This is a genomic window from Sphingomonas sp. FARSPH (genome assembly GCF_003355005.1).
In the GTDB taxonomy this organism is placed as follows: domain Bacteria; phylum Pseudomonadota; class Alphaproteobacteria; order Sphingomonadales; family Sphingomonadaceae; genus Sphingomonas.
Genome location: NZ_CP029985.1, coordinates 2,481,944 through 2,495,000 on the forward strand (window position 1 = coordinate 2,481,944; position 13,057 = coordinate 2,495,000).

The following is a 13,057-nucleotide window of genomic DNA, read 5'->3' on the forward strand; positions in this document are numbered from 1 at the left end:
GCTCGCCGGAACGAGCGGTTGCGGATCGGCGCTACAACGGCAGGCTCGGCTGCACAGGCTCCGCTTGCGTCTCGTCGCCCTCGCGCACGATTCCCGACAGCGTCAGGCCGAGCAGCCTGATGCCCCCGGCAACGGGCAATTGCGCGTCGAGCAGGTCCAGCCCGATGCCCAGGAACCTTGCCTTGTCGGGCACCGGCTGGCTTAGCGAGCGGGCGCGGGTGATCGTGTGGAAATCGGCGTGGCGCAGCTTCAGCGTCACCGTCCGCCCGCGCGCCGCGGACCGGTCGACGCGGGCCCAGGCGGCGTCCGCGATCGTTTCCATCGCCGCATGCAGCGCGGCGCGGTCGGACAGGTTGGTCTCGAACGTCCGTTCCGCGCCGATCGATTTCGAAGGACGGTTGGAACGCACCGGCCGATCGTCCACGCCGCGCGCCGCGCGGTACAGATAATCGGCGTATGAGCCGAAATGCGCCTGCAGGAACGCCAGCGGCCGGTCGCGCAGGTCCGCGCCGGTCTGGATGCCCAGCCGCTCCATCTTCTGCGCGGTGACCGGGCCGACGCCGTGGAATCGCTTCACCGGCAGGCTGGCGACGAAGGCCGCACCCTTGTGCGGCGGGATGACGCACAGTCCGTCGGGCTTGTTCTGATCCGACGCCAGCTTCGCGATGAATTTGTTGTAACTGACCCCCGCCGAAGCGGTCAGCCCCGTGTCCGCACGGATGCGGGCGCGGATGTCCTCTGCGATCGCCCTCGCGCTGCCGAGGCCCAGGCGATCCTCGGTCACGTCGAGATACGCCTCGTCGAGCGACAGCGGCTCGATCAGGTCGGTGTAATCGGCGAAGATCGCGCGGATCTGCAGCGAGATCGCCTTGTACACCTCAAACCGCGGGCGGACGAAGACCAGATCGGGGCAGCGCCGGACCGCGGTGGACGACGGCATCGCGCTGCGCACGCCGAACGTCCGCGCCTCGTAGCTTGCCGCGGCCACCACGCCCCGCGCGCGCGACCCGCCGACCGCGACGGGGCGACCGCGCAACGCCGGATCGTCGCGCTGCTCGACGCTGGCGTAGAAGGCGTCCATGTCGACATGGATGATCTTGCGCTGGACGGGCGGGGCGGCGTCTTCGGCCATGTGATCCCGTTTCGTTCCAAAAGCAGCACAGATCAAGGCGGATCGCAGGATCGCTGCTAAGATTCTGGCATGGCAGACAAAACCGGCGGTACGGCGTTGATCGTCGTCGACATGGTCAACGCACTCGCCTTCGACGGCGGCGATCGGCTGCGCAAACCCGCGGAGGCTGCGGTCGCCCCGATCCTCGGCTTGCGCGATGCGGCCGATGCGGCGGGCGTGCCCGTCATCTACGTCAACGACAATGGCGGCGCCTGGCATTCCGAACGCAGCAGATTGATCGAATCGGCACTGGCGGACGAGGCCGCGCCCGGCCATCGCCTGACGCTGGCACTGTGTCCGCGGCACGACGATTATTTCATCATCAAACCGCAGTTTTCGGGCTTTTACGCCACCAATCTACCCGTCCTGCTGCCACAACTCGGCGTCAGCCGACTGGTCCTGACCGGTATCGCCGCCGATATCTGCGTCCTGTTCACCGCGGCGGACGCGCACATGCGTCACTATGATCTTTGGGTCCCCGCCGACGCGGTGGCCGGCGAACACCCGGAACGGACGCGCTGGGCGTTGGAGATCATGGCGAACAGCATGGCGGCGGAAACGCGGCCCACCCGCGCATTGACGCTGAAGGAATGGCTGGACGCGGCCGATTAGCCGGCGCGTCGGCGGCCGCGCCACCATTTGGCGCTGATGGCCAGCAGCTGGCGCGTACCCGCCATGATGCGCATCACGGCAAGGTGTGTTATTCGTATGGCACACATTTCGCATGGGCCTTTCATGCCCTCCGGTCGGGGCGGCGAAAAAAGGGAGCCATGCCGATGCGTACGATCGTTCAACTCACACTGGCCACGTTGACGATGGCCGTGGCGGCGACACCCGCGTTTGCCGGGCAGGCATCACCGCGTCTCTATGCGGCGTCCTATGATGCGCGTCGCGACGTCTATTGCCTCCGCCTCTATGCGGACGGGCAGGCGGCTGATCCCCGACCCAACGTCAGCGGCACGGCGTGCCAGGCGAAAACGGCATGGGCGCGGGAAGGGGTGTTCATCGCTGACGGGCGAGCACCCGCGCGGGTCGCGACACGCTGATTTTCGCGCGACGGCCCCCGTGGGGCAAGATCAATAAATCCGGAGAAATGGTCGGGAAGAGAGGATTCGAACCTCCGGCCCCTGCCTCCCGAAGACAGTGCTCTACCAGGCTGAGCTACTCCCCGACGGAGTCCGGTCGTTCAGCTTTCGGGAGCCGACCGGTTGGCTTGGAGGCGCGCCTATACGCACGCTTTTTTCGGGATGCAAGCGCCGAAGATAGCATCTTGCGCAATCGGCTTCTTGGCCTAGGCATTGACCGGGTGAATGCCCTCGAAGCCTGTGCCGCGGCGCTCGTCGTCGCCAATGTCGCGCTGGTGGCGCGCCGCAGCATGTGGAACTATCCCGTCGCGCTCGTCGCGGTGGCGATCTACGGCATCGTGTTCGCAGAGGCGCACCTGTACAGCGACGCGGCGCTGCAGGGCTTCTTCTTCGCGGCCAACCTCTACGGATGGCGGAACTGGGCACACAGCCGCGCGGAAACGGGCGAGGTCGTCGTCGAACGGCTCGCCGCCCCGGCACGGCGCGCCTGGGCGGGGGGCGGGCTCGCCGTGTGGATCGGCTGGGCGACGCTGATGCACCGGTATACCGACGCCGCCTATCCGTGGTGGGACGCCGCGCTCGCCATCGCCTCCGTCGTCGCGCAGCTGCTCCAGGCGCGCCGCGCGATCGAAAGCTGGTGGCTGTGGATCGCGATCGACCTGGGCTCGGTGCCGCTCTACCTTGCGAAGGGGCTGTGGTTCACTGCCGCGCTCTATGTCGTGCTGCTCGCCATCGCGGTCGCGGGCCTCGTCGACTGGCATCGCGCGCTGCATCGCCGCCATCGCATGGTGCCCGCGTGAGGACGCGCTCGATCTGCCTGCACGGTCCGGAAAGCACGGGCAAGTCGACGCTGGCGCCGCGCCTCGCCAAGCATTTCGACACGCGCTGCATCGCCGAATTCGGCCGCACCTATTGCGAGGCGTTCGGCACCGACCTGACGATGGCCGACCTGGTCGAGATCGGGAAGGGGCATGACGCGAAGGTGCGTGCGGCGCTTGCCGTGCACGACTATCCGGTGATCCTCGACACCGATCCGCTGATGACCGCGGTGTGGGCGGACATGATGTTCGGCCGCCGCGATCCCTGGTTCGCGACATGGCACAATACCGCCGACCTGTACCTGCTGCTCGACATCGATCTGCCCTGGGTCGACGATGGGACGCGCATGTTCGGCACGGCCGCGGCACGGCGGCGCTTCTTCGAGCTCAGCCGCGTCGAGCTGGAGCGGCGCGGCGTGCGCTGGGCGCTGATCGGGGGGCAAGGGTCGCAGCGCTATCTCAACGCGCTGCGCGCGATCGAGACGCTCAGCGGCGACTAGCGCGAAGGGCGGCGGTGCTGCTAGGGCGCCGGCATGACCCCGCTCAAGACCATTCGTAATTTCTCGATCATCGCGCATATCGATCACGGCAAGTCGACGCTCGCCGACCGGCTCATCCAGCGTACCGGCGGCCTGTCGGACCGCGAGATGTCGAGCCAGGTGCTCGACAACATGGAGATCGAGAAGGAACGCGGCATCACGATCAAGGCGCAGACGGTGCGCCTCGCCTACACCGCGAAGGACGGCGAAACCTATACGCTCAACCTGATGGATACGCCCGGCCACGTCGACTTCGCCTATGAGGTCAGCCGCAGCCTGGCCGCGTGCGAGGGCGCGCTGCTCGTCGTCGATGCGGCGCAGGGCGTCGAGGCGCAGACGCTCGCCAACGTCTACCAGTCGATCGAGCACGATCACGAGATCGTGCCCGTCATCAACAAGATCGACCTGCCCGCCGCCGAGCCCGAGATGGTGCGCAAGGAGATCGAGGACGTCATCGGCCTCGACGCGTCCGAGGCGGTGCTCGCCTCCGCCAAATCGGGCATCGGCATCGACGAGATACTCGAGGCGATCGTCACCAGAATTCCGGCGCCAAAGGGCGATCCCGATGCGCCGCTGAAGGCGATGCTCGTCGATTCGTGGTATGACCCGTATCTCGGCGTCGTCATCCTCGTGCGCGTGATCGATGGCGTGCTGAAGAAGGGCCAGCAGGTCACCTTCATGCAGGCGGGCACGCAGCATCTGGTCGACCGCGTCGGGTGTTTCCGGCCGAAGATCGAACAGCTGACCGATCTCGGGCCAGGCGAGATCGGCTTCATCACCGCGCAGATCAAGGACGTCGCCCAGGCCCGCGTCGGCGACACGCTGACCGATGCGAAGAAGCCCGCCGCCGAAGCGCTGCCGGGCTTCAAGGAAGTGCAGCCGGTCGTGTTCTGCGGGCTTTTCCCCGTCGATGCCAACGACTTCGAGAAGCTTCGTGAGAGCATTTCGAAGCTGCGGTTGAACGATGCGAGCTTCAGCTTCGAGATGGAGACGTCCGCCGCGCTCGGCTTCGGTTTCCGCTGCGGCTTCCTGGGCCTGCTCCACCTGGAGATCATCCAGGAGCGGCTGACGCGCGAATACGACCTCGACCTCATCACCACCGCGCCGTCGGTGGTCTACGAGATCGAGCTGACGCACGGCGGCGGGCATATCGAGCTGCACAACCCGGCCGACATGCCCGATCCCAACAAGATCGAGAGCATCGCCGAACCGTGGATCGAGGCGACGATCTACGTTCCCGACGAATATCTCGGCAGCATCCTGAAGCTGTGTCAGGATCGCCGCGGCATCCAGAAGAACCTGACCTATGTCGGCGGCCGCGCGCAAGCGACATACGAGCTTCCGCTCAACGAGGTGGTGTTCGATTTCTACGATCGACTGAAATCGCTGTCGAAGGGCTATGCCAGCTTCGATTATCATCAGATCGGCTACCGCGAGGGCGACCTCGTCAAGATGAGCATCCTCGTCAACGAGGAGCCGGTCGACGCGCTGAGCATGATCGTCCACCGCGGCACCGCCGAGGTGCGCGGCCGCGGCATGTGCGAGCGGCTGAAGGAACTGATCCCGCGCCACCTGTTCAAGATTCCGATCCAGGCGGCGATCGGCGGCAAGGTGATCGCGCGCGAGACGATCAGCGCGATGCGCAAGGACGTCACCGCGAAATGCTACGGCGGCGACGCAACGCGCAAGCGCAAGCTGCTGGAAAAGCAGAAGAAGGGTAAGCTGAAGATGCGCGAATACGGCAGCGTCAGCATCCCGCAGGAAGCGTTCATCGCCGCATTGCGCATGGGTGACGAGAATTGATCGGCCGCCCCGGCCGGCATTGGCCGGGGCGATGATCGCTTACATGTAATTCTGCGGATCGGGGCTGGGCATGGTGCACGCGCGGCTGTGACCGCGCTTGCACGCACGCACCTGCGCGCGCCAGTCCGCCATCGCCATCGCATAGGCGCGCTCGCGATCGACCTGCAGCGCGGCATCGGCGGCAATCACCTGGCGCCGTGCACGCATCGCCGCGCGATAACGGCGCACGTCGGCGCGGTATTGCGCGCTGTCGGCGGCGTTGACTGCGGCAACCGCATTGTCCTGCAACTGGGCCTGTGCGGCGACGTCGGCATTGGCGGCTGCGACGCCGGGCGCCGTCTGCGCGGCGATGGCGTTGCTGCGTGCGCTGTCGTTGTCGCGGCCGAGGTCGGCGTTGAGCGGCGTGCTCGGACGGTCGGCGGGATTGGTCGCCTGCATCTGCGCGAGCGCCGGAGCGGCGGCGAGCAGCGCGGTGGCGAGGAGGAGGGGGCGAAACATGGCGCAAACTCCTTTGTCTGGACTGCCCGCGACAATGGGTAACGGGCCGCGTCGGTTCCCGGATCGGCGCGTCGCGATCGCCGGTGCCGGCGGATCGGCAGCCAGGACATCGTCCCCATCCGGCCGATGCCGGTGGTCGCGCTATCGCTTCTTAAGCAATGCGGATCATAACGGATGGCGAACGGGGGGTTTTGTGGACAATCACAGACGAATGCCGCGTCTGCTGCGTGCGATCGGCAGCGCAGTGGGCATGCCGCAGGATGATGCGGCGCTGCGCCGCGATCTGCTCGATACGATGATGTTGCGTCCCGTCGGCATCCTTACCGCCAGCCTGTGCGTCATGCTGATGAGCGGCGCGGCGGCGTGGACGACGCGGGCGGGCTGGGCCTGCGCATGGTTCTGCGCCGATGCGCTGATCCTGTCGATCCGCATGGTGCCCGCGATCCGTGCGTCGCGATCGGGCGCCCGCGTGCCGGAGGCGACCGCCTACGTCATCATCGTATCCGCCTGCGTCATGTTCACCATCTTCGGCATCGGCTGCGCGGCCAGTTTCATGACCGGGATCGAGGAATTGCGCATCGCCGCGACACTGGCGATCCTGGGGCTGGTCGGCGGGCTGGGGCCGCGCTGGGCGGCGTTTCCGCGGTTGGGCATCGGTCTGGTCGTCGTCGCGTCGGTGCCGATGATGGTGGCGATCGGCACGCTCAGCCTGACCGTCGCCGGCCTGTTCGTCGTTCTCGTCGTCCACGCCGCCTCGCTGACGATGCAGAACAATCGCGCGTTGCGCGCGACCCTGGCGGCGGAGCGCGCGGCGCGGCGCTTGGCGGAAACCGATGCGTTGACCGGCCTGCTCAATCGCACCGGCCTCGACGCCGCGCTCGCCTGCATGCCGCAGACGGCGGCGGCGCTGCTCTTCCTCGACCTCGACGGGTTCAAGGCGATCAACGACCGGTACGGCCATGCCGCGGGCGATCGCGTGCTGGCGGAGGTCGGCGCCCGCCTGTGCGCCGTCGCCCCCGGCCATGCCGTCGCGCGGCTCGGCGGCGACGAGTTCGTGATCGTGCTGTCGGGCGAAGGCGCCGCCGCGACCGCGGCGGTCCGCGCCGCCGCGCGCGACCGCGTGACGCGGCCGATCGCGCTGCCCGAGGGCGACGTGCGCGTCGGTGTCAGCATCGGCGCGGCCGCCGGCTTGCTGGCCGATGGCGCCCAGCCGCTTTTGGCGGACGCCGATGCGGCGCTCTATGCCGCCAAGCGCCGGACGAAAAGGCGGGCGGCGGTGCGCCCCCGCGCTGCGGCGGCATGAGCTCGGGTCGGGGCGGATAACGCAGCGCCGACCGACCTCGAATCAAAAAGGGCGACCCGTGCGTGGTGCCGCCCGGGTCGCCCTATCGACGATCGCTTTCCCGCCGATCAGCCCTTGCGCTTCGGGCGGAACGGCTTCGCCTGATGGCGCGGGGCGCCGCCCATGTTGCCGGCGCGCGGCGCGCGCGCGGCATTGTCGCCGCCGCGCTGGCCACCGCCGCTGCGCTGTGTCGCCTCGCGCGGGGTGCCGTTGAAAGGCTCGATCGTCAGGCTGCCCTCGTCATTGTCCGGGTTGGCGGTGCGGCGGACGCTGGACAGGAAGCGATCGGCGACCCCGCGCGGCAATTCGAACATCGTGTCGTTCGGATTGATGCGGATCGCGCCGATTTCCGACTTGGTCACGTGCCCGCGGCGGCAGATCAGCGGCAGGATCCAGCGCGGATCGGCGTTCTGGCGGCGGCCGATGTCCATGCGGAACCAGACGGTATCCTCGAACCCGGGGCGCGGCCCCCGCTCGCGCGGGGTCTGCGGCGCGGCGCCCGCGTCGAGCAGCTCCTCCGCCTGCGGCAGCGCGGCACGGTGCATGTGAACCAGTGCCGCCGCGATATCCTCCGCCGACTTTTCCGCCATCAATCGCTCGGCGAGTGCACGATCCTCGTCATCCACCTCCACCGGCGCGAACAGCGTGGCGAGCAAGCGCTCTCGGTCGGCTGCGCGGATATCCTCCGCACTCGGCGCCGCGATCCATTCCACCGGGATGCGCGCCTGGCGCAGCATCATGTCGACACGTCGACGGCGCGGGTAGGGGACGATAAGGACCGCCGTGCCCTTCTTGCCGGCGCGGCCGGTACGGCCAGAGCGGTGCTGCAGCGTCTCGGCGTCGCGCGGCAGCTCGACGTGGACGACCAAGGTCAGGCTGGGCAGATCGATGCCGCGCGCGGCGACGTCGGTCGCGACGCAGACGCGCGCACGCCGGTCCCGCAGCGCCTGGAGCGCGTGATTGCGCTCCGATTGCGAATGCTCGCCAGATAGCGCGACGGCGGCGAAACCGCGCTCGACCAGGCTGGCGTGCAGGTGACGGACGTTATCGCGCGTCGCGCAGAACAGGATCGCGGTTTCCGCCTCGTGGAAGCGGAGCAGGTTGATGACCGCATGCTCGATGTCCGCGGGCGCGACGGTGATCGCCTGATAGGCGATGTCGCCGTGGCCGCGCTCTTCGGACATCGTCTCGATTCGCAGCGCGTTCTGCTGATACCGACGCGCCAGCGCGACGATCGGCTTGGGCATCGTCGCGGAGAACAACAGGGTGCGGCGCCCTTCGGGCGTGCCGTCGAGAATCTGCTCCAGGTCCTCGCGAAACCCCATGTCGAGCATCTCGTCCGCCTCGTCGAGCACGGCGACGCGCAGCGCCGACAGGTCGAGCGCGCCCCGCTCGAGGTGATCGCGCAGGCGGCCGGGCGTGCCGACGACGATATGCGCGCCATGGTTCAGGTTGCGGCGTTCCTTCGACGGATCCATCCCGCCGACGCAGGTCGCGATGCGCGCATGCGCGCCGGCGTACAGCCATTGCAACTCGCGGCTGACCTGCAGCGCCAGCTCGCGCGTCGGCGCGATGACCAGCGCGAGCGGCGCGGCGGGGGGCGCGAGCGCGTCATCGACGATGAGCTCGCCCGCCATGGCAAGGCCAAAGGCGACGGTCTTGCCCGACCCGGTCTGGGCGGACACGATCAGGTCGCGGCCGACCGCTTCGGGTTCGATGACGGCGGCCTGGACGGCAGTGGGGGCTTCATAGCCGCGCGCGACGAGCGCCTCGGCGAGCACCGGGGGAAGGGAGGAAAAGGGCATGAGAAGGACCTAAATGGGGGCCGGCGCCTTAGCGGCAAGGGGCGCGGGAGGAAAGGGTATGGTTGCGGCAATATCACCGCAATGTGGCGATGGCAGGGCGGCGATATGACGTTGCCCGCCGCCACGCTGGTCCGCCTCGCACGCGAGGCAGAGGTTGAACAGATGTGTGCGGAGACGCCGGCGCTGCGTCGCGCCTTCGCGCAGCTGTCCGCTGCCTACACGATGCAGGCGCTGCGTCAGAGTGCCTGCGCGGCGGCCCAGCCGCTCGCCCAGGCCCATTGGAAATTGTAACCGCCCAGCCATCCGGTCACGTCCACCGCCTCGCCGATCGCATGCAGGCCGGGGACGCGGCGCGCCTCCATCGTCTGCGACGAGAGGTCGGCGGTGCTGATGCCGCCCACCGTCACTTCTGCCTTGGCGAAGCCTTCGGTGCCGTTGGGATGGAACGGCCAGGCGGCGAGGCGCCGCTCCGCCTCGTCCAGCTTGCGGTCGGGCGTATTGGCGAGCTCGCTCGCCAGCGCGATCCGTTCGGCCAGCACCTCGGCGAGGCGATCGGGCACGTGCTGGCCGAGCTGGCGGCGCAGCGTGCTGCGCGGCTGCGCGCGCTTCGCTTCGATCAGCCAGCCGGCCGGCGCGTCGGGCGCGAAATCGATCGCGATCGGGGTGCGCGGGCGCCAGTAACTCGACGCCTGCAGGATCGCGGGGCCGGACAGGCCGCGGTGGGTGAACAGCGCCGCCTCGCGGAACGCCGCCTTGCCCGCAGATGCGACGACCTCGGTGGCGACGCCCGACAGCGAATGGAACAGCGCCTCGTCCTCGCCCAACGTCAGCGGGACGAGCGCGGGACGCGGCTCGACGACCTTCAGGCCAAACTGCCGCGCCAGGTCGTAGGCGAAACCGGTCGCGCCCATCTTCGGGATCGACGGGCCGCCCGTTGCGATCACCAGTCGTGGCGCGGTGACCGTGCGGCGGGGCAGGGCGACGCGAAACCCGTCGCCATCGTGCGCGACCGACGCGATCGGGCTCGATAGCGCGATCTCGACCCCGCCGATTTCGCATTCCCCCACCAACATCGCAACGATCTGCCGTGCCGATCCATCGCAGAATAGCTGCCCCAGCGTCTTTTCATGCCACGCGATGCCGTGCCGCTCCACCAGCGCGATGAAGTCCGACGGTGTGTAGCGGCCCAGCGCCGACTTGGCGAAATGCGGATTGGCGGAGATATAGCGGTCGGGCGTGGTGCCGATATTGGTGAAATTGCACCGCCCGCCGCCGGAGATAACGATTTTCTTGCCCGCCGATTCGGCATGATCGACCAACAGGATGCGCCGCCCGCGCTGGCCTGCGACCGCGGCGCACATCAGGCCCGCGGCCCCGGCCCCGAGGACGATCGCATCATAACGGTCTGTTGGCATGGCGCGGGCGCTTAGCCGATGCGCGGGGCGGCGTCGATGGCGGCGGCTTGCGGTGTCGGCGCCGCTGCGCGAAGGCAGGGGGAAAGGAGACGGAAGGATGCGGCTGAGATCGCTGTTGTTCGTGCCGGGTGACCGGCCGGAGCGGTTCGACAAGGCGGCGGAAAGCGGCGCGGATGCGATCATCCTCGACCTCGAGGATTCGGTCGCGCCGGCCGCGAAACGTGCGGCGCGCGAGGCGGTGTCGCGCTATCTCGCCGCGCCCGCGCGCGTGCACCGCTTCGTGCGGATCAATCCGCCCGCCGATGGGACGCTCGACATGGATCTCGCCGCGATGCATGGCGCCGACGGCGTGATGCTGCCCAAGGCGCAGGGTGGGGATGACGTGGCGGCGCTGGCCGCGGCGATGGGCGAACACCGGTTGCCGATCCTGCCGGTCGCGACGGAAACGCCCGCGGCGATATTCCGCCTCGGCAGCTATGCCCGCGTCGCCGACCGGCTCGCCGGTTTGACCTGGGGTGCCGAGGATCTTCCCGCCGCGATCGGTGCGCGCAGCGCCCGCGAGGCGGACGGACGCTATACGCCGCCTTACGAGGTCGTGCGGACGTTGGCGCTGATGGGCGCGCATGCCGCGGGCACGCTCGCCATCGAGACGGTCTATCCGGCGTTTCGCGATCTGGAGGGGCTGGCGGCGTATGCGGCGCGCGGCGCGCGCGACGGGTTTACGGGGATGATGGCAATCCATCCATCGCAGGTGCCGACGATCAACGCTGCCTTTACGCCCGATGCCGAAGCGGTCGCGGCGGCGCGTGCGGTGGTCGCTGCCTTCGCCGCCAATCCCGGTGCGGGAGCGCTACAGCTCGACGGGCGGATGATCGATGCGCCGCATCTGAAGCAGGCGCGGGCATTGCTGGCGCGCGCAGGCGAGGGGGCCTGATGCGCGAACAGCGGCCGGCGGATCGTACCGCCGGCCGCCGTCCCTCATTTGAAGCCGAACGGCTTAGCGGCAGCGAACCTTGCCGCGATCGATGTTGCGGCCGAGCAAGGCGCCGCCCCCGGCACCGAGCAGCGTGCCGAGCGTGCCGCCGCCGAGCACGTTGCCGAGCACGCCTCCGCCGACCGCACCGACCACCAGTCCGGTCGTACCGTCGTTGCGGCGGCAGTAAGCGCGCCCGTCACGGCCGCGATAGATACGGTCGTCGCGGGTCAGCGCGCGCTCGCGATAGCGACCCGGACGATAATCGCGCGAGGCGTCCCAATCCTGGCGATCGCCGTGCCATTGATAATCGCGGTTGTAATCCTGCGCCTGCGCGGCGCCGGTCGTCACGGGTGCGGCCAGAGTCACCACCGCCAGCGCGGCAAGAAAGCCAGTCTTCATCGGGAATCTCCTCAGGGGGCGATCCGCGTTAAACCGGTCCGGATGCTTTTGGTTGCTTGGACGCCGCGTGGCGCCATTGCGCTATTTGGTTTTGACCAGCCAGGGTTTGACGCGCCCGGTCGGTTGCCGTGCGCCATCGAGCCGTTCGGCGCGCAGCAGGGCCACCGGTTTCAGCAGCAACTGGCCACCCATGCCGCCGCCCGTCGGCAGCGCCAGGATGCGCCGGACCACCGGCATGCCCGATACGACATGGCCGAATGCCGCATAGCCCGGCGACGTCGCGCTCGCGTCCATGCTGGGCATCGCGCCAACGGTTATGAAGAAGTTGCCGCCCGCCGAACTCGGGTCGCCGCGCCGCGCCATCGAAATCGTCCCGTCGACATGACGCAGCCCGGTCTGCCGCGTCGTCTCGAGCGGAAAGGGAGGGAGGATGCGCCGGGCATCGGTACGGATGCCGCCCTGCACGAAACCGAACTTTGGCGCCAGCCGGCTGCGCGCGCTGCGGTAGAAGCTTGCGCCGTCGAACCGGCCGTCGTCGACATAGGCCAGGAAATTGGCGACGGTCGCGGGCGCGCGGCGCGCCTCCAGCGCAACGACGATCGGACCGTAGCTGGTCGTCAGGCGTACGCGCACCACCGCTAGCTCGCGATGCACCGTTGTCTTTGCCGGCGCAGACGTGGATGCGGCCAGCAGCGGCAGCGATGCAAGGGCCAGACGGCAGCAGAACGAGGTTATCATGGGCTTTGGCGCTAGGCGGCAGACCCTTGGACGACAAGCCCACCCGCACTGGCAGATTGCGTTTGACAAAATGACGGATGCGTTTTTTGCACTTGATCGCATGTGTGCTGCAGTGCACAAAGAGCGGGCCTTTCAGGCATCCTCTCCTAAAAACTTTCCGGCCGGTCGTTGACCGGCCTTTTTTTTGTGCGTACGCCTCTGCCCGCCCAGACCGCGCCGTATAACTATATATGGAGCGGAGCCGCCGGTGAGACCGGCATCGGTACGGTTCGGGTCGGGGGATCGAGCGCGGCGTTCCGCAAGCCGCTGCTCTCCCCCGCCTTTCATATCCAGCGTTACCTTCGCTGATTGCAGCGCATCCGTCTCCGAATCTGTGCCCGACGCTCGGAAGGGGCTGGTGACCCGCCCACTATAGACGCTGTGGCGAGTAGCGGCACGGATATATCCGGCCGGCACCACGCGCGGGCT

At 68.4% G+C, this 13,057-nt stretch carries 14 protein-coding genes and 1 tRNA gene; 8 read left to right on the plus strand and 7 right to left on the minus strand.

The genetic code is table 11. The features are described 5' to 3' along the window. Nucleotides 1–31: 31 nt before the first annotated feature. Nucleotides 32–1,132, minus strand: coding sequence for a DNA polymerase IV (dinB, locus tag DM480_RS11900; RefSeq protein WP_115379305.1), 1,101 nt, complete (start codon nt 1,130–1,132; stop codon nt 32–34). Nucleotides 1,133–1,201: 69 nt separating this feature from the next. Between dinB and DM480_RS11905 the strand changes: the two genes are divergently transcribed. Beyond that, nucleotides 1,202–1,783, plus strand: a complete 582-nt coding sequence (locus DM480_RS11905; RefSeq protein WP_115379307.1) for an isochorismatase family cysteine hydrolase — start codon at nt 1,202–1,204, stop codon at nt 1,781–1,783. Nucleotides 1,784–1,947: 164 nt separating this feature from the next. Then, nucleotides 1,948–2,217 (plus strand): hypothetical protein, encoded by a 270-nt coding sequence (locus DM480_RS11910; protein ID WP_125471515.1) that lies wholly within the window; start codon nt 1,948–1,950, stop codon nt 2,215–2,217. A gap of 48 nt (nt 2,218–2,265) precedes the next feature. On the opposite strand, the gene DM480_RS11915 is transcribed toward DM480_RS11910, so the two are convergent. Beyond that, a tRNA-Pro gene (locus DM480_RS11915) sits at nt 2,266–2,342 on the minus strand. Between the two features lie 135 nt (nt 2,343–2,477). Between DM480_RS11915 and pnuC the strand changes: the two genes are divergently transcribed. The 3 genes from pnuC to lepA are packed head-to-tail and all read left to right on the plus strand — an operon-like array spanning nt 2,478 to nt 5,416. After that, nucleotides 2,478–3,056 carry a nicotinamide riboside transporter PnuC gene (gene pnuC, locus DM480_RS11920; protein WP_157968792.1) on the plus strand — a complete coding sequence of 193 codons (579 nt, stop codon included), beginning with the start codon at nt 2,478–2,480 and terminating at the stop codon, nt 3,054–3,056. Beyond that, nucleotides 3,053–3,574 (plus strand): AAA family ATPase, encoded by a 522-nt coding sequence (locus DM480_RS11925; RefSeq protein ID WP_115379312.1) that lies wholly within the window; start codon nt 3,053–3,055, stop codon nt 3,572–3,574. Before pnuC ends, DM480_RS11925 begins: the two co-directional genes overlap by 4 nt. A 33-nt stretch (nt 3,575–3,607) precedes the next feature. After that, nucleotides 3,608–5,416 (plus strand): translation elongation factor 4, encoded by a 1,809-nt coding sequence (gene lepA, locus DM480_RS11930; protein WP_115379314.1) that lies wholly within the window; start codon nt 3,608–3,610, stop codon nt 5,414–5,416. A gap of 39 nt (nt 5,417–5,455) precedes the next feature. On the opposite strand, the gene DM480_RS11935 is transcribed toward lepA, so the two are convergent. Continuing rightward, entirely contained in the window at nt 5,456–5,914 is a 459-nt protein-coding gene (locus tag DM480_RS11935; RefSeq protein ID WP_232833980.1) for a hypothetical protein, read from the minus strand. Between the two features lie 211 nt (nt 5,915–6,125). On the opposite strand from DM480_RS11935, the gene DM480_RS11940 reads away from it, so the two are divergent. Then, complete coding sequence (locus DM480_RS11940) at nt 6,126–7,217, plus strand: GGDEF domain-containing protein (RefSeq protein ID WP_232833981.1); 1,092 nt, start codon at nt 6,126–6,128, stop codon at nt 7,215–7,217. A gap of 107 nt (nt 7,218–7,324) precedes the next feature. On the opposite strand, the gene DM480_RS11945 is transcribed toward DM480_RS11940, so the two are convergent. Further along, nucleotides 7,325–9,061: a DEAD/DEAH box helicase gene (locus tag DM480_RS11945; RefSeq protein WP_115379316.1), complete on the minus strand. Its 1,737-nt coding sequence runs from the start codon at nt 9,059–9,061 to the stop codon at nt 7,325–7,327. Nucleotides 9,062–9,166: 105 nt separating this feature from the next. On the opposite strand from DM480_RS11945, the gene DM480_RS11950 reads away from it, so the two are divergent. After that, entirely contained in the window at nt 9,167–9,352 is a 186-nt protein-coding gene (locus DM480_RS11950; RefSeq protein ID WP_125471517.1) for a hypothetical protein, read from the plus strand. Here DM480_RS11950 and DM480_RS11955 read toward each other — a convergent pair. Beyond that, entirely contained in the window at nt 9,298–10,476 is a 1,179-nt protein-coding gene (locus DM480_RS11955; RefSeq protein WP_115379320.1) for an NAD(P)/FAD-dependent oxidoreductase, read from the minus strand. The genes DM480_RS11950 and DM480_RS11955 overlap by 55 nt on opposite strands. A 97-nt stretch (nt 10,477–10,573) precedes the next feature. Between DM480_RS11955 and DM480_RS11960 the strand changes: the two genes are divergently transcribed. Further along, complete coding sequence (locus DM480_RS11960; RefSeq protein WP_115379322.1) at nt 10,574–11,410, plus strand: HpcH/HpaI aldolase/citrate lyase family protein; 837 nt, start codon at nt 10,574–10,576, stop codon at nt 11,408–11,410. Between the two features lie 63 nt (nt 11,411–11,473). On the opposite strand, the gene DM480_RS11965 is transcribed toward DM480_RS11960, so the two are convergent. Both DM480_RS11965 and DM480_RS11970 read right to left on the minus strand, forming a co-directional pair. Further along, complete coding sequence (locus tag DM480_RS11965; RefSeq protein WP_115379324.1) at nt 11,474–11,851, minus strand: glycine zipper 2TM domain-containing protein; 378 nt, start codon at nt 11,849–11,851, stop codon at nt 11,474–11,476. A gap of 81 nt (nt 11,852–11,932) precedes the next feature. After that, the gene (locus tag DM480_RS11970; protein WP_115379326.1) at nt 11,933–12,589 is read right to left on the minus strand and encodes a peptidylprolyl isomerase; all 657 of its coding nucleotides are present in this window, start codon (nt 12,587–12,589) and stop codon (nt 11,933–11,935) included. Between the last annotated feature and the right edge of the window lie 468 nt (nt 12,590–13,057).